Genomic DNA, 20,007 nt, shown 5'->3' on the forward strand with positions numbered 1-20,007 from the left:
TGTGGGGTAGGTACTTGGGAGACTGATGAAAAATGAGTTTCTATGGCCTTGTGCTGGGAAGAGTGGAAGTTTATGCCTTTTCTCTATTTGAAAGGGCGGTGTGGATGCGGCGGAAGTCGGCTTCGCGGTCGCGGATGCGGAAGGGGAGGTCGTAGACGTAGGAGACGCCGGAGCCAGGGTGGGGGTGAGTGCGTTCTGATAGGGGCATGTCCTCGTTGGAGGTGGGGTACTTGCGCTTCTCCCAGGCCTGGCGGACCGGAGTCGGCAACTGTCGGCCATTCGCGTCATAGACGTAGGCACCCTGGCCGCGGCCATGGTCGTAGTCGTACAGTACCGCGAACTGGGTGCGGTATATCGTGCACAGGTCCTCGATCGGCACGCCCAGCATCATCGCCACCATGACGTCAATCTCCGCCTGCGCATTGCGGCGATCCTCCGCCCGACGCAACGGCGTATCCGCGGTCCACTCCGGACTGATCGGACGCTCATCATAACGCTCCAGAATCGGTGAATCATCCAAGAATGCCTCATCCCAACACTCCGTCCACAGATCAGAGTAGGCATCCGCGATGCAGTTGAGGCGAAGTGATCTTAGTGTGATTCGCTTTGCTAGAGGTGACCTGAGTGAAGGGAGTGGGAGACGACTTATTGCGCGCTCTCTAATATTAATACTCGCTCCGGCTCGGATTAACAAGTCGCTGAGCAGTGTTGACATAACGGCTGCTGCGAAGGTGACGTCCTGTTCTGAATTAGACGCCGCAGAGAAGAGTGCGTCGATATGGGTAGGCCCAGGAGGGATAAGTGCTGTTGCCAAAGTGCGTTCGCCGGTGAGGGGAGCCATTTTTCGCCAAGCGATGCGGTAGTGGTCGCGGGCGGAAGAGTCGTCCCAGTGGGTGTAGAGACGGTCGTAGGTGGTGCGGTCGCCCGAAGGCTTGTACTGGGTGACAGGTTCAGCGCTTGCGGGAAGGGCTTCCAGGTCGGTTGAGGTCCAGTCCAGATTGTGCTTCATGGACTCGTTAGGCTGCTTGTACAGCGGGGTTGAGACGTGGAGGTGAGGTCCTTGAAGGATGGCGTCGCCCCAGGATGCTGCGCCCCATTGTTTGGAGAATAGTCCTCTTTGGAAGTCTGTTGTTTCGTTCCAGCCAGTTGAAAAATGGAGGTCGAGGCTACCGATGCGCGGTTGGGTGGCTAGTGTGGTGAGTGTACGTGCGGCAGCTGAGTTCACGGTGGAGACCATTGAGGTGGAACTCCAGTCGTCAGATTCCGTTACTGATTGCCAGGTCTTCAGTGTGACTTCATCGATGGATTCGATGCGGGCTGCGTGCGGCCGTAAGTCCCAGGTTCCGGTGTGTGGATCTTTGAAGCCGGGCTCCTGTCCACTGCCATCGTGCATGAGAGAGCGCTGCACTGTCTCGGGGTGGTAGAGCGAGGCTGCGTGGATGAACGAGGGTGATCGCTCTGCGCCGTAGACGTGGATTCCGTACGCGTTGTGGTGATCGATGCCAAAGAGTTGAAGCTCGTTGATGAACTGCCAGTGTCGCCGCAGGTGCCGGTAGGCGGCGGCGCGGAGTCCTGGGGTCTTGGCGTCGGTGAAGTGGGTTTCCATGTGAATGAGTGAGGAGATGCCCTGCCCACTCTGGTGCTCCCAGACTTGGCACATGAAGGCTCGGTAGAGGTCGGGGCGTCCCTCCATGATGGGATAGACGGTCTGGTCGCTGATGAACTCAGCGAGGACCTCGGTCTCGGCGGCTCCGTCGAGCACTGTGGTGAGGACGCCAGGACGTGCCAGAGTGCGCGGCAGGCGCTCCTGCCGCTTCGCAAGCGACGGCTTCTTCGTGAGCATCCACCAAGGGTCGCCGTCAGCGAGAAGCGTCTCGACCGAGACGTCAGGTCTCACCCACGGTGGGTTCCCTACCTGGAGGTCGAAGCCGCCTCGGGCGAAGACGGTGGCAAAGTCAAGCTCCCAGTGGAAGAAGCCCTGTGCCTCCGCTACCTCCCGGACCACGGTGAGCCATTCGTGCTCGTCAACAACCGACTGCACTTTGCGGGCCCCAGCGAGGCCCAGCTCAACCTCCTCCATGGTCTCCAGTTCCGCCCAGGAGGAAGCATCCACGAGAGTCCCATCGGTGCCCTTGGCGTCCTTGACCTGCTTGCCCAACAGCCCCTCTAGAGCACCCAGCCACTCATCCAGGCTCGGCGGCGGCACATCCGTGGTCAACGGCCAGAACCACAGGGCGCACCACGCATCCATGACCAGCCGCAGCCGCCGGTACGCCGAATCCGGTGCCGCCAGGTAGGCCTCAATGTCCTCACGGGACACCGTTGAACCGGAGCCCTCCTGCGCCTCACGACCCCACAGGTCGATGCGCCGCGAGGCCTCCGCCTCCGCCACCCGCAGGCGCCGCAGCGTCATTTCCCACAGGACCTCCACTCGCCGGGCCAAGGCCGTCAGCCGCAAGGCCTGAGTGGTGCTCAGCGCCTTCGTGATGTCCTTGCGCCAGGCCTTGAGGGCCTTGAGCTTCTCAGCATCAACCAGGTCCCGCACCTGCTTGGGAACCTCCACCGCGTTGCCCCACCCCTTGGCCGGCAACAGAAAATGATGGATGCTCCCCGAGATGTCCAGCGCCCCACCGATCCGGTGCCGGGAGGCGGCATCGGCGTCGTCGAGCACGGCCGCCACCTGGCTCAGCGGCTCAGCCACCGGCGCGGCCGACAGCCAAGCCCGCTTCTTCAGCTGAGAGGTGGAGTACAGGGCCCGGCGCGCCCCCACCAGCGAGTTACCGCGCCGCAGCCGCAGCCCGAACCACGGTGCCGCCAGCCCCTCCACCATCGTGTCCAACCACAAGGACACCTCCGCCAGCTCCACCGCCGTCGCATTGAGATCCACCCCATAGACCTGGTGTAGAGCGATAAAGGCCTTCACCTTCGCCAGCTCCCGGGGCCGCTCCTCAGGATCCACGCGCCGGCCCAGCTCGCGCTCACGCCGCGAGAGGTACTGCTCCGCCAGCTGGCGCACCGCCTCAATCGCGAAGGCCCCCGACCCCAGCGCCGGCTCACACACCGTCAGGTGCAGGATCTCCTCAGCGCTCGTCGTCCGCCCATCCTGATCCAGCAGCTCCTCCAGCGCCTGCTGCACCGTGAAACGCGTCAGCACCTCCGGGGTGTAGAAGGAGGCCGAGCGCTGCCGGTCCCGGCCAGAGAGCCGGTAGACGAACTGCCCCTTCTCATAGGTGACGTTGCGGCGCTCACCCGTCACCTCATCCTCCACCGTCACGAAGTCCTTCTCCTCCAGGCCCTTCATGACGTCCTCGGGCACCACCCAGGAGCCCTTCGAGGCGTCCCCGCCCGGTGCCACCTCCCACAGGCGCTCGGTGGCGAAGGAACCCGAGTAGCTCATCAGCCCCTCGTAGACGGCACCCAGCTGGTTGATACCCAGCTCCACGTAGGAGATGAAGCCACGGCCGCTCTTGCTGTTCTCCTTAGTCAGCAGCAAGTGGCGCAGCACCCGCAGCAGCGCCCCGTTACCCAGGCCCACCTCGTCAATGAGGGCGGTCGCCACCGGGCGGAAAAGGTCGGCGCGCATCGGCCGGAAGACCAGGCCATCGAAGCTGCCCTCCTGCGCGGCCGGCACCTGCTCGTTGTGCCCCTCATCGACCAGATGGAACAGGCGGTCCAAGGACTCGTAAATGTGCGTGCCCGCCAGGGCCGACTCCTCATGCAGCTCCCGCAAGGCCAGCTCGCGCAGACGATCCAGGCCGTAGCCGGCGTCGTACTCGGTGGCGCCCACCGGCAGGACCCCCAGCTCAGGGCTCGCCTCCGCATACAGCAGGAAGATGATCCGGTAGATGTAGCGCAGCGACTGCAGCGCCAGGTCCTGTGCCCGCTCCTGGGGCAGCGGCTCCAGCCCCCGCGCGGCGCGACGGCGCACCACCTCATTCGCAAGGATCTCAATCGAGGAGCGCACCCCCTCACGCAGATCCTTCGAGACCCCCACCGTGTGGGCCGCCGAGTCCTCCAAGGTGGCCGCCCACCACGTCTCGCCCTCCGCCGTCGGCAGCAGAGAGCGGGCATCCAGACAGGTCAGGGCCCGCTCCACCTCGCCGCCGCGCGTGGCCTCATGACGCTCGACGACGAGCTGCACGTTCACCGCCAGCCAGCGGCCCTCCGGCCATCGCTCCCGCTCCGCCACCAGCGCCCACTGGCCCGCCAGAACCAGGGCGAAGGCCGGGCCGTGAGCATCCGTCATGAGCGTCGACAGCGCCCGAGACACCGATTCGATTGGCTCAGCCCCCTCCAGCACCGGTGCGTCGGGGTCCCCCAGGTCCACGGGCTGCCACGCCTCAGCGAGCGTGGAGGCGTCCTTGACCAGCAGGTCCTCCACCGTGGTCACCGGGCGGGCGCGCAGTAGCACCAACGGCGCCGGGCCCTCATCACCCACCGGCCTCACCAGGGTCACCGGGCCCCGCCCGGTCAGCCGGTACTCCGACGACGTGAAGCCCAGGATCTCGCGCAGGAGCTCATCGAGCTCGCCGGCCGCCTCCAGGGCCGCGCCGGTCAGGGAGCCTGCGTCGTCGGCGGGCAGGGCCGCCAGCAGCTCCTCCAGGCGGGAGCGCTCGGAACGGAACCGGGAACGAGGCGTCGGCGTCGGGGCGGTACCGGGATCGGCCGGCTTCTCCAGGGCCTCCCATTCCTTGCGGCGCTCCAGCACACGCGCCAGGAAGGACTCCTTGGTGGCGTCGGTCGTGAAGTAGTGCTCGCTGATCCAGTCCTCGCCGACGACCAGCGCATCCGACACCGCCATCAGAGATCCCCTTCCATCCCGAAGTCCTGAGGCACCACCACCAGCAGCGGGCGCACCAGCGTGTGTGCGGGCAGGTGCTGATCCATGAGCTCGCGCTCCTGAGCCACCGTGATCCGCTGCTCGCGCAGGTGGCGGTTCTGGATGAGACGACCGGCCTCGTCATCCCAGGCATTCGCGTGCTCCGCCCAGGCGTCCACCCGAGCCTTCGCCTGTTCCTCCGCTGCGTCGAGGGTCAGTCTCATGTGGTCCTTAGCCGTATCCACCGCCGGGGGGATGAGTGCCTCCAGCAGGTTGGTCTGCGTCACCGGCCCGGAGTTCCGCAGCTCCCGGGAGATGCCCACTGTCTCGAACATGGCGGCGGGGGAGTCGTGCACCTGCCCGATCGGCACCGCCTCGACTGGCCGGCCCGCATCCAGCTCCGACTGCGCGGCTGCCAGGTCCAGGTAGGGGAAGGCGATACTGACACACACCATCGACACCGTCCGGCCCGCCTGGTTCGTCAGAGTCCCCAGCAACAGGACGGTCGGTGAGTCGACATCGCCGCGCACCGCGAACACTGAGGAGCGGCCGAGCTTGGCCAGCACCCGGTCGCCGGCCCAGTCCAGCACCGGGTGCAGCGGCCCCAGATAGTGGGCCTCCGGCCAGGAGGAGTCCGAGGAATCACTCAGGGCCTCCGCGAGAAGACGCGCGCCCTTTGTCTGCGTCGTCGCCAGCTTGAGGTGCTCCTGGACGCGGCGCTCACGCAGGTAGGACTGCGGCAGCACCGACAGGCGATGGCGCAGCCCCGCCGGAGGCACCATCTCCACCACGTGCTGCGTGCCGTGCTCGCGCCACGAGACGCCCCCGCCGCCGGTCTGGCGCTGCTCTGGTTCCTCGGGGCGCTCATAAAGCTCGGTGAGGGCCTGGCGCAGATAGTCCAGCTGGGTCTCGTACAGCGTCGACGTCGCCAGCGGGGCAGCGGGCTGGATGGGGGAGGCCGGACCGGCCGGGTCGCCGGGAGCGCTCGGATCAGCAGGGGAGACCTCGGCGCCGGTGGGGGCAGTGGCGCCGTTGCCCTTGGCCTCGGCCGTGCCCGTCAGTTTCGCGAACAGGGCCGCCATCGGATCCAGGTTGAGGGTGTCGTCGGCGTCGGCGTCGGGGACGACGTCGTCAATGTCCTGCCCGGCCGCGAGCGCCTGGCGGATCGCCTCCTCCTCCTTCTCGCCCGAGTACAGGCCCATGAGGGAGGCTGCGTCGCCCAGGGCCCGGTGCGCCTGGTCCTCCTTCTCCATCAGGCGCGTGAGCACGCGGACGTCGCCGGAGAAGCGCGGGTCCGACGGGCTCAGCAGCAGGGTCGTGATCTGCGGTGAGACGGACTGGCCGTAGCGGTCGATGCGGCCGTTGCGCTGCTCGATGCGGATGAGCGACCAGGGGATGTCGTAGTGGATGAGCTCATGGCACTGGGCGTGCAGGTTGACGCCCTCCGAGGCGATGTCGCCAGTCACCAGGACGCGCACCGGCGTGTGGGCCTGGCGGAACTGCTCGACGATCTCCTGCTGCTCCACGTCGGACAGGCCCCCGTGCATGACCCGCACCGCGTCGGCGGGCAGGCGCAGGTCCTCGCGCAGGTGCTCGGCCAGCCAGGTGAGCGTCGTGATGCGCTCGGCGAAGACGACGACGCGCTCGGTCGACCTGGGGCCGATCCCGATGCGGCGCAGCTCGGTCAGCAGCGCCTGGTACTTGCCCGAGGCCGTTGTGTTGGCCTCCACGGCCAGCTCGCGCAGGCGGGTCAGGGCCTGGGACTGCTCTGAGGGTTCCGGGGTGGAGCCGGCTGCTGCTGCCCGGCTGCGACGTCGGGCCAGGCGCTCGTCGATCGTCTGGATGAGGGCCGCCGGCGAGGACAGGAAAGACTTGGCCAGGGTCCAGGCGAACAGGGAGTCGCCGCCGCGGGCGGAGGGTTTGCGGCCACCCGGTGCCGAGGCGCCGTCGGAACGGTGTAGCCAGGTGCGTGACAGTTCGCCGGCCACCGCGTCCTCAGCCGGGGAGGGCTGCACCAGCTTGTTGACCGGAGTCAGGCGCTCCTTCCAGCGGCCGCCCACGACGTCGCGCACCTCGTCGGAGTGACGGTGACGGCGGATGACGAGGCGACGCACCGCCTCCTCGTCAGGCTCTCCGTTCGCTCGCACCGCCGTCGGCTCCAGCAGACGGATGAGTTCAGCGAAGGACTTCGGGTTGCCGTTGTGGGGCGTGGCTGAGGCCAGGATGAGCGCGTCGGTCTGACGGGCCAGGATGTCCGCGAGCCGGTTATTGAGCGTGCCCTTGTTGGTGACGTTGTGCGATTCGTCGATGACGACCGCGTCCCAGCGCTGCTTGCGCAGATGGTTGAGGTAGCGGTCCGACTTCAACGTGTCGATGGAGATGATCGCGCGGTGGAACACCGAGAACGGGTTGCGTGAGGCCGGTACCGAACGGCGCACCCGCTGGATGCCTACCGAGTCCAGGCGTACGAAGGGCAGCGCGAAGCGCGACCACATCTCATGCTGCATCTGCTCGAGCACGTGACGGGGCGTGACGATGAGGATACGGTCACCCCGGCCACGGCGCACGAGCTCGGCCAGAATCATGCCGATCTCCAGGGTCTTGCCCAGGCCCACGGTGTCAGCCAGGAGGATGCGCGGGCGCAGGTTCGCCGGATCCAGGGCCTGGCGAACCGCCGTCAGCTGGTAGGCCAGCGGGTCGGCGAGGACGTCACCGACCACGGCCAGGTCAGTGGAGGTCGCCGGGAGCGCCGTCTTGCGCAGCGTCGCCTCCAGCCACAGGCGCGAGAGCCGGTGACGAGTGGAGGTGTCCGCGATGACCCGGGTTCGGCGCGGATCCACCGGGACGATGTGGTCAAGGCCGGCGGAGAACTGCGCCGTCGTGTCCCGAACCAGCTCGGACAGGCCCTGAACCGTCACCAGCATGCCGTCAGACGTGGTGGAGACCTGGGTGACCAGCCAGTCCTCGTCGCGCACCCGGACCACAGAGCCCGGTGCGACATCAAGAGAAGGGAGGGAAGGGGCAGGATCCGTCACCGCATCCGGGGGAGTCGTGGGCGCCGTTGTCACGGAGACGATCTTAGGACGCCGGCGCAGGTGGTCGAGACCAATTCGGGCCGGTGACCGATCTGTGACCTGCGGGCCGCTGCGGGCCCAGGGCGAGGGGGCCTTGGGGCAGGTGCCGTGGGGCTGTACTAGGGGTGGGAAGACGGATTTTGTCCATGAGGGACGACTTTGAAACTGCCTCGGACGGGGCAAGCCGCGGTCAAGTCTCTTGATGTGGTGTAGAGGTCTTCGTGGAGTGTGGTCGTTAGCTGGTGAGAGAGGGGGTGTTGGGTAGGTTTCGGCTGCGGTTGAGAACGTCGAGGCTGAGGTAGCGGCGTCCTTCGGTCCACTCATCGGTCTGCTCTGCTAGGACGGCGCCAACCAGGCGGATAATGGCGTCCCTGTTGGGGAAGATCCCTACTGAGTCAGTGCGGCGACGGATCTCTCTGTTGAGACGTTCTTGGGGGTTGTTGGACCAGATCTGTCTCCATACCTCGACAGGGAAGGCGGTGAAGGCCAGCAGGTCGGCTCGTGCGGCCTCGAGGTGGTCGGCAGCCTCGGGCAGGATCGTGTGGACGTAGTCCAGGAGGCGGTCGAACTGAGCCTCGACGGCTGCTGCGTCGGGCTGGTCGTAGACCGAGTGGAGCATGGCCTTGACCGCGGGCCACAGACTCTTAGGAACCACTGTCATCAGGTTAGCGGCGTAGTGGGTGCGACAGCGCTGCCAGGTCGCTCCGGGCAGGTTCGCGGCGATAGCCTCAACCAGACCCGTGTGGGCGTCAGAGGTGACAAGCCGTACCCCCGTAAGTCCCCGGGCCACCAGGTCGGCGAGCAGCCCGTTCCAGGCCGCCGAGCTCTCGGTGGTAGCTACCCGCAGTCCTAAGACCTCGCGATGTCCATCAGCGTTGACCCCGGTAGCGGTCAGGACCACCGCACTGACCACACGACCACCTTCGCGGACCTTCATGGTCAGGGCATCGGCCGCCACGAAGGTGAATGGGCCTGCATCGCCCAGGGGCCGGTTACGGAAGGAGGCGACCTGCTCGTCGAGCTCAGCCGCCATACGTGAGACCTGCGACTTCGACAGCGAGTTGATGCCCAAAGTACCTACCAGCTTGTCCATGCGCCGCGTGGACACCCCGGCCAGGTAGGCGTCGGCAACCACTGTGATCAGCGCGGACTCGGCCCGTTTACGGCGTTCAAGCAGCCAGTCGGGGAAGTACGAGCCAGTACGCAGCTTGGGGACGGCCACGTCAATCGTGCCGACCCGGGTGTCCAGGTCCCGGTGCCGATAGCCATTGCGCTGAACCCGGCGCTCGGGGCTGGCCTGACCGTACTCGGCACCGCACACCGCATCGGCCTCGGCGCTCAGCAGGGAGTTGATCACCGTCTGCAGCAGGCTACGCATCAGGTCCGGCGAGGCCTGAGAAAGAGCCTCGCCAAGAAGACGCTCAGGGTCGACAATATGAGGAGCGGTCATCGTGATGACTCCGTTCGAGTGGGTTGTAGGAGATTCCTCGGAGGATCACACGGTGACCGCGCTGCCACCAACAGCAGCCCAACCACCGCGCTACACCACACTACGGGGCACTACCCAAGCCGCACCAAATCGCTCTGACCAGTGCAGATGTAAGTGACGCTCGCAGGCCTTGTCGTTAAAGTCGTCCCTCCCGGACACTTTGAGGTTTATTCGGGGGATCCGCACTCGGATCTGTTCTTCCCCTGCGGTGCGCATCGGACGCCGCCGCCCCTCTCGACAATCACCACGGCAGACTCGCGAGGTTCTCGAGACCCTGGCTCAGACATGTCGTTGCGGCTACGTGACGGGTGCTCGCATCTGGCCATCCGGGATGGCGCGGGTTGAGCGTTGGCCAACGCGGGCTGCGCTCTGTGTCGGGGACGTACTTTGTGGTCGAGGACTGCGTTTTCCTCCAGGTCACTGGGGTTTGGGCGCAGTCATCTGGGGGAGAAGTACGTCCTCGACGGACATCGCAGTTCCCGATGCGGGCCGGCTGGCTCCTAGCGCTGGAGTATGCCGGGGCGCCGGCGCTCGCTGGCCTCAGCGGCGGGCGAGGCGGGTCAGGACGATGCCGGCGGTCACCACGCCTCCGGCGACGGCGGCCGCCTTGGCGAGTCGGGACGACGCCTCGGAGTCGCCCTGCTTGGCGCGCTCCCAGGTCTCCTCCGCCTGCTCGGCCCAGCGGCGGGCCCTCTCGCGCAGTCGGCCGGCGCCGGCCTCCGCCTGCTCTCGCAAACGACCGGCCCCGGCGACGGCCTGCTCACGCAGGTGCTCGGCCTTGGCGCTCGCCTGCTCGCGCAGATGTTCCCCGGCCTCCCTCGCTTGCGTGCGCGGGTCGACCCGGGAGGCGAACTCATCGACGCTCGCCGCCAGGGCCTCGCGCTGGGCGCGCAGCCGCTCCTCGATCTGCTCGGGGCTCAGTGGCCCGGACTCGGCGGTCCCGGCGGCCCCAGTGCCGGAGGCGCCGGCCTGCTGTCCGCTGGTCATGCCCGACCTGCCCGGGCGCGCAAGGCCTTGACCGCGGCGACGGTCGCCGTCACGCTCAGACCCGCCAGGGCGAGCCCCGCAACCGTGACGATCCCCAAGGAGGCGGGGTCGCCGTCGCGGGCGTCGTCGAACAGGCGGGAGACGCGCTGGCCGAGGGTCAGCGTGCTGGGGTCGTAGGTGTCGACCCCGCCCTCGGGGTCGGTGCCGCCGCCGGCCAGGGTGGCCAGGCGGTTCTTGACCTGCCCGGCCGTGTCCTGGGCCTTGCTGACGGCCTGGCTGCGCAGCTCCTGGACCTTCTCACGGGCCTTGAGCTTGGCGACCTTGGCCAGGTTGTTCGGGGCCAGGCGCGCGGCGAGCTCGTCGACGTCGGCGGCCAGTGCCAGGCGCCGGGCCGCCAGGTCGGACAGGACTTCGTCAGCCGACGGCGTGGCCTGCGTGGCCGGAGCGGCCTCCACGGCGGGCGCGGCCGGCGCGGCGGGAACGGGCGTGGGTGCGGCGTTGGTGCTCACCGGGCGTTCCCCCTCTGCAGGCCGGAGGTCACGGCCCCCTTGACGGCGTTGACGGACTCCTTCAGCCCCTCCTGTGGCGTCGGCGTGTCGGCCTTGGCGGCCTTGAGCCGCTTGACGCCGATCAGGGCCATCGGCACGGCGATGAGGGTGAGAATCAGCGCCACCACGAGGAAAGCGGCCCACAGCGGCATGACGTGGGACAGGCCGGTCGTCATGGCCCCCAGCACCAGTCCGAAGATGAACAGGGCCAGCACCCCGGCGGCGGCGAGCAGCCCGGCACCCAGTCCCATCTCCTTGGCCATGCGCTGGCCCTTGGCCTTGGCCAGGTCGATCTCGCCGCGCACCAGTGCGGAGATGTTCTCCGAGATGCGGGCGATGAGCTCGCCGAGCGTGGGCTGGGCGCTGCCGGCAGCCCTGCGAGGAGGCGTGGTGGAGGCCGACGACGTCGCCTGCGACGGCGGGGGAGGTGGCTGGTTGTTGGGCATGAACGAACCTTCTTGTGTGAGGCACGGCGTTAGACGCAGTCAGCTGACTGCGAGGCGGCGGGATCGCGACAGTGGGACGACCCGCCGCCCTAAGAATCTCACAGCCTGCGCCTTCGTGGAACAACGCAGGCCCGAGCGGGTTTGTAGGTGTGGACGATAGGGGCCGGCTTTCGCCACCGGCGATCTGTGAAGGGCCGCTGCCAGTATGGGGTGGGACGCCCGGCTACTCCTGGTTCCAGGCCTGCCAGAGGCTCGCGTACTCCTCGCCGAGGGCCACGAGCTCGTCGTGGCTGCCCAGCTCGACGATCCGCCCGTCCATGACGACGGCGACCCGGTCGGCGTCGGCGGCCGTGTAGAGGCGGTGGGCCACCTCGATGACGGTGCGCCCGGCCAGCGCCGTGGACAGGGTCCGCTCCAGGGTGCGGGCGGCGCGCGGGTCCAGCAGTGAGGTGGCCTCGTCCAGGATGAGCGTGTGCGGGTCCAGCAGCACCAGCCGGGCCAGCGCCACCTCCTGGGCCTGAGCGGGGCTGAGCTCGAGGTGCCCCGAGCCGACCATCGTGTTCATCCCCTCGGGCAGCGCGTCCACCCAGGCATCGGCCCCGATGGCCTCGATGGCCTCGCGGATCGTCTCATCGGAGGCGCCCGGGCGCCCCAGGCGCACGTTGTCCGCCACGGTGCCGACGAACACGTGGTGCTCCTGGGTCACCAGGGCCACGTGGCGGCGCAGCTCGTCCTCGGTCAGGTCCGTCAGCGACACCCCGCCCACGGTGACGCTCCCGGAGGTGGGCGGGTTGATGCCCGCCAGCATCCGCCCCAGCGTGGACTTGCCCGACCCCGAGGGCCCGACGACGGCCAGCCGCTCCCCGGGCACGAGCTCCAGGTCGATCCCGTGGAGCACCTCGACGCCCTCCCGGTAGGAGAAGCGCACGTCGTCGAGCACGATCCGCGTGCCTTGGGGCTCCTCGCCGGTGGGGGCGCGGTCGTCGGGGACCTCCTCCACCCCCAGGATGCGGGACAAGGATGCCTGGGCGATCTGGACCTGGTCGACCCAGAACATGAGCTGGCCCACCGGCTTGCGCAGCTCCATGGAGTAGAGGGCCACCGTGGTGATCGCCCCCAGGGTCGCGTAGCCGCGGGCGGCCAGGAACCCGCCCCACAGGAGGATGACGACGACGGGCGCTCGCCAGGCGACGTCGAGCACCATGAACAGGCGCACCCGCAGCGCGGCCGTGTAGCGCTCCAGGGACCAGGCCTCCTTGATGGAGGCCATGATGGCCCGCTCGCGGCGCGCCCCGATGCCCAGGGCGTCCACGGTCTCGGCGTGCTCAACCGTCTCGGAGACCGCCCCGTTGAGGCGGGCCTGGGCGGCCGACTCGGCCCGGTAGGCGGGGATGGAGATCGGCAGGTACCAGCGCATCATCGACCACACGGGCGGGGCGATGACGAGCAGCCCGAGCGCCAGGAGAGGGTCGGCGACGGCGGCGGCCAGGAGGGTGAAGACGATCGTCACCACGCACACGAGGATCTGGGGGATCCCCACCCGCACGAGGAACTCGATGCGGGAGACGTCGGTGGTGGTGCGCCCCACGAGGTCGCCGGTGCCGGCGGACTCCACGGCGCTCAGCGGCAGGTGCACCACCCGGTTCATCATGCGCTCGCGCAGCTCGGCGAAGACCGACTCGCCCAGGGTGCGGGCGTGCTTCTGGGCGAAGCGGTTGATGAGCGCCCCCACGAGCGTGACCGCGATGATGGTCAGCACGATCCGGTCCACGTAGCCGGCGTCGGCCCGCCCGGCCGAGACCCGCCCGACCAGCCGCCCCAGCAGCTGCGGGGCCACGAGCGTGGACAGGACCGCCGTGATCTGGAGGACCAGGACGACGGCGAAGCGCCCCCGGTAGGAGGCCATGATGCGGAAGGTCTTGCGCAGGGCGACGGGCCCGGGCGCGACGGGAAGCGCCATCAGCAGCTCGCCTCCGCGTCCTCACCCATGGCCCGTGAGACGACGGCGCGGTAGTCGGCCGCCTGCGCGTGGCCGTCGCGGGCCATGGCCATGAGCTCGCGGTGCGTGGAGCGCAGCAGCTCGGCCCCGTCGGAGTCGAGGAAGGCGACCTCGTCGCAGGCCTCCAGGACCAGCGGCGAGGCGGTGACGACGACGGTCGTGCGCCCGGCGCGGGCCCGGTGCACCTGGGCGGCCACGCGGGCCTCGGTGTGGGAGTCCAGGGCGGAGGTCGGCTCGATGAGCACGAGCGTGGGCGCCTCGGTCAGCAGCGCCCGGGCCAGGGCCACGCGCTGGCGCTGCCCGCCGGACAGGGACCGGCCCTTCTCGGTGATCATCCCGGCCAGGCCCTCGCTCAGGGAGGTGAGGACATCGCCGGCGTCGGCGATCTCGATGGCCTCGATGAGCCGGTCGTCGCCGGGGGCCTCGCGCTCCTGGGGGCGGACCCGCTGGTCGACGTCGGCCCCGGTGGTGCGTTCGGCCTCGGCGCGCACGAGGTCCTCCAGGCCCGCCGGCTGCGGGTCGGGGCCGCCGCGCACGTCGAGGGCCTCGCGCAGGGTCCCGGTGAAGAGCTGGGCGGTGGCGCCGGAGACGACGACGCTGGCGCGCACCTGCTCCAGGGGCATGGTGGTCAGTGGCCGGCCCGCCAGGGTCACGGTGGGGCCGGCGTCGGTGAAGCGCCCCAGGCGCGTGGCCAGGTCGGCGGAGACCTGCGGGTCGGGGCACACGAGGGCCGTCATGCGGCCCTCCTTGAGGCGCAGGCCGCTGCCGGTGTCCACCAGGTCGCCGCTGACGGGGTGGGCGGCGGCCGGGTCGAGGCTGAGGCGCTCCACGAGGCTGCCGGCGGCCGGCGCCACCTCCAGCAGGCGGCTCAGGCGCCGGGCGCCGACGACGGCCCGGGTGTAGTCCTGCACGGAGCTGGTGAACACCCACAGCGGCCAGGACAGGTAGGCGGTGTAGCCGTAGAAGGTGATGAGCCCGCCGGGGGTGAGGCTGCCGGCCACGGCCATGCGCGCCGCCACCCACACGACGATGGCGGCGAAGAGCCCGGGCAGCAGCACCTGGAGGGTCATGAGGGTGGCCTGGGAGGAGGCCACCTCGACGCCGCGGCGCCGCAGCTCCTGGGAGGCGTCCCGGTAGCGGCGGGCGAAGACGTCCTCCCCGCCGATGCCCCGCAGGATCCGCAGGCCCGCCACCGTGTCCGTGGTGATCGTGGTGACCGCGGACTGGGCCTCGCGCTGAACGGCCTGACGCTTCTGCAGGGGACGGATGACCAGGGTGACGATGGCCGCCACCAGCGGCATGCCCAGGATGACGATGAGCCCCAGGCTCACCGAGGTGCGCAGCATGAGGACGGCCACGACGAGGAAGCTGGCCGCCGCCCCCAGCAGGGCCGGTAGGTGCTCGATGAGATTGCCCAGGTAGTCGGCGTCGGAGGCGATGATGGTGGCGACCTCACCGGTGGAGACCTGCCGGGACAGGTCCTTGCCCGTGGCGGAGATCTGGCGGCCCACGAGCCGGTCGACGTCGAAGCCGGTGCGCATCCAGGCCATCATCCCGAAGTAGGACAGCATCGTGTCTCCGACGGCGTAGACGACGAACAGCACCAGCAGCAGGGCGCCGATGCCCCAGACGCGGCCGTTGAGGCCGTTCTCGATGCCGGCGTCCAGGGCCTGCCCCAGGAAGGCCGGCACGATCGCCTGAATGATGTTGGAGGTGCAGGCCGCCAGGGTCGCCAGGGTGACCGGGACGGCGGCGCGTCGCAGCAGCCAGCGCAGAAGCGCCCCGGCCCCCAGGGACGGGGGATGGGGCAGTGGGGCGTCGGGAGTCATGGACTGCAGGGGCCGTGCAGTCAGGGCGGACAGCGCTGCCGGGACGGTCGGGAACGACCGGGAGGACGATTCGGGCATGATCGCACGAGGCTATCGGAGGGGAAGCCTGCGCGGCAGAGGCAGAGGCGGTGACAAGGAAGATACCGGGCGCGGGAATACCCGCCGGGCATGGCTCGGGCGGCCGCCAGGCCGGGGTACGCGACGTGCCGGCGCCCCGGCCCGCCCCCGTCGCGGGGGTCGGCCGGGGCGCCGGGCTTGCTCGGCATACTCGGCGAACGCTGCTCACTCGGTGGCGATGGCGTCCAGGACGGGAATCCGGGAGGCGCGCAGCGCCGGCCACAGGGCCGCGATGACGCCGACCACCACGGAGAGCACGAGCATGCCCACCATCTGGCCCCAGGGGATGCTGAGGCTCGTCAGTCCCTGATCCTCCAGGACCTCCTTGAGGGCGGCGGCCAGGACCACCCCGGTCGCCCCGCCCAGGACGGTGCCGTACAGGGAGGTGAGGACCGACTCGGTGATGATCTCCCCGGCCAGCTGGGCCTTGCCCAGGCCGACGGCGCGCATGAGCCCGATCTCGCGGGTGCGCTCGGAGACCGAGAGCACCAGGGTGTTGACGATGCCCAGGATGGCGATGGCGATGCTCAGTCCCAGCAGGCCGTAGAGGACGGCGAGCATCCGGTTGATCTGCTGGCCGACCTGGTCGGAGATCTCGTTGGCGTCGCGCACCGCGTACTGGTAGGTGTCGGCCACGATGTCGCGGGCCTTGCCCCGCACCGTGTCGAGGTCGGTGCCCTCCTTGAGGGTCAGGAGCATGCCCTGCGGCGAGTCCAGGACGTGGGCCGGGTCCGTGCTGGTGCTCGGCGAGTTCCAGGAGCCCACTGCTGCCGCCAGCTCGGGGGAGACGTAATAGTTGCCGCCGGTTCCCTTCGGGTCGACGACGGCGCTGACCGTGGCCTCAACCGACCCGGTGGGGCCGGTGACGGAGACCTTGTCCCCGAGCTTGAGGCCCTCGTCCTTCTTCGCGGCCACGTGGGTGGCGTCCAGGTCCTTCACGGACCCGGCGCTCGCGGAGACGTCGTAGGCCTTGGAGTAGGTGCCGGGATCGACGACGATGACGGTGGCGGCGGCGTTCTGGCTGCCGTCCGGCTTGGTGACGGAGTCGGCGTAGATGGAGTAGGAGGAGGTCTCCTTGACCCCGTCGATGGCGGCGATCTCCTTGGCCTTGTCGGCCGAGAGCCGGGTGCTCAAACTGCCGACGGTGGCGGGCTGGACCACGAGGTCGGCCTTGAGGGACTTGTCGATCTCGTCAGAGGTCGAGGACTGGAAGGAGGCGGCCAGCGTGGCGCCGGCGCACACCAGGGCCATGCCCACCATGAGGGCTCCGGAGGTGTTGGCCGTGCGGCGCGGGTTATGGACGATGTTGCGCACCGCCAGGCGCCCGGCGGGCCGCAGCAGCCGGAAGGGCAGACCCAGCACGGCCACCACCGGGCGGGCCAGGGTCGGGGAGACGATGAGCAGTCCCAGGACCGTGCCGCCCGCGCCCAGCCCCATGATGAGACCGCGCTGCGTCAGGTCCGCGTTCACCCACGCGGCGGCGATCGCGGCCGCTCCGGCCGCCAGCAGCAGCCCGCCCAGGATCGTGCGCAGCACCAGGGACTTCTCCCGGGATCCCGACACGCCGCGCATGGCCTCCACCGGGTGGGTCAGGGCGGCCTCCCGAGCCGGCAGCAGAGCACCGACGACGGTGACGGCCAGCCCCACCGCCAGCGAGATCGCGATGATCGTCCCGCTCAGGCCCGTGCCCTCCAGCAGCGGCATGCCCGCGGCGTCGAGCAGCGCGGACAGCCCGGCCAGGAGGCCCGCGCCCGCGGCCACGCCCAGGGCGGAGCCGACGATGCCGATGACGACCGCCTGCAGGAACACCACGCCGAACACGGAGGCCGGCGAGGCCCCGACCGCCCGTAGGAGGGCGAACTCCTTGACCCGCTGACGCACGCTCATCGCGAAGGAGTTCATGATGATGAAGGAGCCCACGAACATCGCGACGACGACGAAGACCAGCAGGAAGACCTGGACGAAGCCCAGCTGCTCCTCAATGGTCTTGTTCTGCTCCTTGATGACCTCGGCGCGGGGCTGGACCTGGGCGCCGTCGGGAAGGATCTTGGTGATCTCGGACTTGACCGTCTCCACCGAGGCGCCCTGGGCGACGTCGACGGAGATGTTCAATACCTTGCCGTTCGGGGCGGCGATGGGCATGAGCCAGCTCGGGTCCACGCCCACGACCGTCGCGCTGGCCATGGAGGACTCGTAGTGGAACTCGCCGACCACGGTGACCTCGGTGGGTGAGCCCTGTACCACGATGTGTGTCTTGTCCCCGACCTTGAGGCCGGAGTTCTTCAGGGCGTCGGACTCCAGGGTGATCTCACCGGCTCCTTGAGGCTTGTGGCCCTGGACCCAGGTCAGGCCCTTCTCGTTGTCGTACAGCGGTATGAAGATCGTGGGGGCTCCGGTGGTGGTGACCGGGGCGTTGTTGGCTCCCACGAGGACCCCGACCGTCTGGACGCCGGGGTTGGCGGTCTCGACGCCGTCGATCTGCTTGATCTGCTCGGTCAGGGAGCTGTCGATGGGCTGGGTGAGCAGGGACTTCGACGAGCTGTCGTCGCCGCTGCCGGCGAGCTTGGGGCCCTGGACGTACAGGTCGGAGGTGATGGTGGATGAGGTCAGCTTGGAGAAGGTCTCCGACATGGAGGCGCGCAGGGCGAGCGTGCCCGACAGGAACGCCACCCCAAGCATGACGGCGAAGGTAGTCAGAAAGAACTGTTTGGCGTGGGCGCGCACGGAGCGCCAGGCGACTCGTCTCACGGCTCAGGCCCCCTCGGCGGCCGAGCCGGCGCTCTGAGCGGTGGCTGCGGGGGCGGGCTCGGTCTCGCTCAGCTCGCGCAGGGCGTCCAGGACCCGGTCGCGGTCGGGCTCGTCCAGCTGGGCGACGACGTGCCCGTCGCGCAGGAAGATGACGGTGTCGGCCCAGGCGGCCGCCTCCGGCTCGTGGGTCACCATGACCACCGACTGCCGCAGGTCGTCGACGCTGCGGCGCAGGATCTCCAGGACCTGGTCGGTGGAGTGGGAGTCCAGGTTCCCGGTGGGCTCATCGGCGAAGACGACCGCAGGCTCGCCCACGAGCGCCCGGGCGCAGGCCACGCGCTGGACCTGGCCGCCGGAGAGCTCGGCGGGCCGGTGGGACAGGCGCTCCCTGAGGCCGACGGCGTCGATCACCTGGTCGAAACGCTGCGGGTTGACCTTCTTGCGGGCGATATCCAGGGGCAGGGTGATGTTCTCCGCCGCCGTGAGGGTGGGGACCAGGTTGAAGGACTGGAAGATGAAGCCGATGCGCTCGCGGCGCAGGCGGGTGAGGCGACGCTGGTTCATGGAGGAGACCATGTCGCCGTCGAGCATGATCTCCCCGGAGGTGATCGAGTCCAGGCCGGCCAGGCAGTGCATGAGCGTGGACTTGCCGGAGCCGGACGGCCCCATGATGGCGGTGAAGCGGGCTCGGGCGATGTCGACGTTGACGGAGTCGAGCGCTGTGACGGCGCCCGAGCCGCGGCCGTAGACCTTGGTGAGGTTGCGCGCGGAGACCACGGGGTCATCCACCGGCTGGTGGGGCGTGAGGACAGAGGATATGGCGACTGGGGTGGAGTTACTCATAGGTTCAGTCTGGCAGTGGTATGGGACGGGTGAATCCTCCTGGCGGAGGACCGTCCCCTGAGCGCGGGGCCGCTCGACCCTGACCCGGGGTCGGGGAGGTCCCTGACGTGAGGGCGGAAGGGGGTGCAGCGGCGTCGAGGATGAGAAGCGTTTCTCCTGGCTTGTTCCGTTTTTTGAACCTTGCAGCCGATTCATGGCTACCATCGGGGATGATCGGAGCCTGGTGAAGGACCCGGGATGGGTTGGCTGTGTGCCCGATCAGTCGAGGTCACCCATACGTTCTCCCGGAAAGGCCCTGCATGGATCCGGTTCAGCTCATGATGGCGGCGCACCAGGCCAATGCGGCGGTCGCCGCTCAGACTCCGGACCAGGCTCTGCAGGCCGCGATTGCGCAGAGCCGGCCCGACCTGTGGGCGCCGCTGTCAACCAACCCGGCCGCCTATCCCGACCTGCTCGGCTGGCTGGCCAGTACCGGCAACGTCGAGGTCCTCGCCAACCTCCGTGCGCGCGGCTACCTGACCGACGACGCAGCCGCCAATGCTGCTGGTGGCGTGGGTGACGCGGGGGCTGTGGCTGCGCCTGATAGTGCGGCCGGCGAGCCCACCGTGGATCCTGCTCTCGCTCAGGAGGACCAGGCTGAGTCGGCGGGGCCGGTCGAGTCAGCAGAAGCGGCTGACGACGGCGTCGCGCCGGTGGACGAGGATCCTGCCGAGGACTCTGAGGACACCGAGGGCGCTGAGGATGCCGAGGCTGAGAGCCTGGCTTCGGAGGACCAGCACGTCGAGAACACCGCCGTCGACGAGTCTGCCGATGAGCACGGCGCGGAGCCCGCTGATGAGGCCGAGGAACCGGGGACTGATGAGCCTGCCGAGGACGTCGCCGAGGAGGCCACGGATGCCGACGACTCTGGCGAGGCCGGTGACGAGCAGGAGGCAGAGGAGTCTACCGAGGCTGCCGATGAGGCTGAGGGCGAGGAAGCCGCGGAGTCGGCGGCTGAGGCTGCCACTGAGCCCGATACGGAGGACTCCGCCGAGGAGGCCACGGATGCCGACGACTCTGGCGAGGCCGGTGACGAGCAGGAGGCAGAGGAGTCTACCGAGGCTGCCGA

At 69.0% G+C, this 20,007-nt stretch carries 10 protein-coding genes and 1 pseudogene; 1 reads left to right on the top strand and 10 read right to left on the bottom strand.

The features are described from left to right. Positions 1-70: 70 nt before the first annotated feature. The 10 genes from BKH20_RS02375 to BKH20_RS02420 all read right to left on the bottom strand — a co-directional run bounded on the left by BKH20_RS02375 (position 71) and on the right by BKH20_RS02420 (position 18,899). Positions 71-4,801, bottom strand: coding sequence for a DNA methyltransferase (locus BKH20_RS02375; RefSeq protein ID WP_075389793.1), 4,731 nt, complete (start codon positions 4,799-4,801; stop codon positions 71-73). Then, positions 4,801-7,887 carry a helicase-related protein gene (locus tag BKH20_RS02380; protein ID WP_256692991.1) on the bottom strand — a complete coding sequence of 1,029 codons (3,087 nt, stop codon included), beginning with the start codon at positions 7,885-7,887 and terminating at the stop codon, positions 4,801-4,803. Before BKH20_RS02380 ends, BKH20_RS02375 begins: the two co-directional genes overlap by 1 nt. A 241-nt stretch (positions 7,888-8,128) precedes the next feature. Then, positions 8,129-9,343 (bottom strand): IS256 family transposase, encoded by a 1,215-nt coding sequence (locus tag BKH20_RS02385; protein ID WP_075389795.1) that lies wholly within the window; start codon positions 9,341-9,343, stop codon positions 8,129-8,131. A 579-nt stretch (positions 9,344-9,922) separates the two neighbouring features. Beyond that, positions 9,923-10,369: a DUF3618 domain-containing protein gene (locus BKH20_RS02390; RefSeq protein WP_075389796.1), complete on the bottom strand. Its 447-nt coding sequence runs from the start codon at positions 10,367-10,369 to the stop codon at positions 9,923-9,925. Then, a complete protein-coding gene (locus BKH20_RS02395) occupies positions 10,366-10,878 on the bottom strand; it encodes a DUF3618 domain-containing protein (protein ID WP_075389797.1) in 513 nt (170 codons plus the stop codon). Before BKH20_RS02395 ends, BKH20_RS02390 begins: the two co-directional genes overlap by 4 nt. Next, a complete protein-coding gene (locus BKH20_RS02400) occupies positions 10,875-11,363 on the bottom strand; it encodes a phage holin family protein (protein ID WP_075389798.1) in 489 nt (162 codons plus the stop codon). The genes BKH20_RS02395 and BKH20_RS02400 overlap by 4 nt, the downstream gene beginning before the upstream one ends. A 223-nt stretch (positions 11,364-11,586) precedes the next feature. Further along, positions 11,587-13,323, bottom strand: a complete 1,737-nt coding sequence (locus BKH20_RS02405) for an ABC transporter ATP-binding protein (RefSeq protein ID WP_075389799.1) — start codon at positions 13,321-13,323, stop codon at positions 11,587-11,589. Beyond that, entirely contained in the window at positions 13,323-15,191 is a 1,869-nt protein-coding gene (locus tag BKH20_RS02410; RefSeq protein ID WP_075389800.1) for an ABC transporter ATP-binding protein, read from the bottom strand. The genes BKH20_RS02405 and BKH20_RS02410 overlap by 1 nt, the downstream gene beginning before the upstream one ends. Before the next feature lie 282 nt (positions 15,192-15,473). Continuing rightward, positions 15,474-18,056: an ABC transporter permease gene (locus BKH20_RS02415; RefSeq protein WP_075389801.1), complete on the bottom strand. Its 2,583-nt coding sequence runs from the start codon at positions 18,054-18,056 to the stop codon at positions 15,474-15,476. Between the two features lie 3 nt (positions 18,057-18,059). Further along, complete coding sequence (locus BKH20_RS02420) at positions 18,060-18,899, bottom strand: ABC transporter ATP-binding protein (RefSeq protein ID WP_075389802.1); 840 nt, start codon at positions 18,897-18,899, stop codon at positions 18,060-18,062. A gap of 299 nt (positions 18,900-19,198) precedes the next feature. Here BKH20_RS02420 and BKH20_RS02425 point away from each other — a divergent pair. Next, positions 19,199-20,007 (top strand): annotated as a pseudogene (locus BKH20_RS02425) (hypothetical protein); the annotation flags it as partial.

This window comes from Actinomyces oris (assembly GCF_001937445.1).
GTDB lineage: Bacteria > Actinomycetota > Actinomycetes > Actinomycetales > Actinomycetaceae > Actinomyces > Actinomyces acetigenes.

What these genes read in the sequence shown, in the direction of transcription:
- BKH20_RS02410 (WP_075389800.1), bottom strand. Translation starts at nt 15,191, where the DNA reads ATGACTCCCGACGCCCCACTGCCCCATCCCCCGTCCCTGGGGGCCGGG.
- BKH20_RS02400 (WP_075389798.1), bottom strand. Translation starts at nt 11,363, where the DNA reads ATGCCCAACAACCAGCCACCTCCCCCGCCGTCGCAGGCGACGTCGTCG.
- BKH20_RS02390 (WP_075389796.1), bottom strand. Translation starts at nt 10,369, where the DNA reads ATGACCAGCGGACAGCAGGCCGGCGCCTCCGGCACTGGGGCCGCCGGG.
- BKH20_RS02385 (WP_075389795.1), bottom strand. Translation starts at nt 9,343, where the DNA reads ATGACCGCTCCTCATATTGTCGACCCTGAGCGTCTTCTTGGCGAGGCT.
- BKH20_RS02375 (WP_075389793.1), bottom strand. Translation starts at nt 4,801, where the DNA reads ATGGCGGTGTCGGATGCGCTGGTCGTCGGCGAGGACTGGATCAGCGAG.
- BKH20_RS02405 (WP_075389799.1), bottom strand. Translation starts at nt 13,323, where the DNA reads ATGGCGCTTCCCGTCGCGCCCGGGCCCGTCGCCCTGCGCAAGACCTTC.
- BKH20_RS02420 (WP_075389802.1), bottom strand. Translation starts at nt 18,899, where the DNA reads ATGAGTAACTCCACCCCAGTCGCCATATCCTCTGTCCTCACGCCCCAC.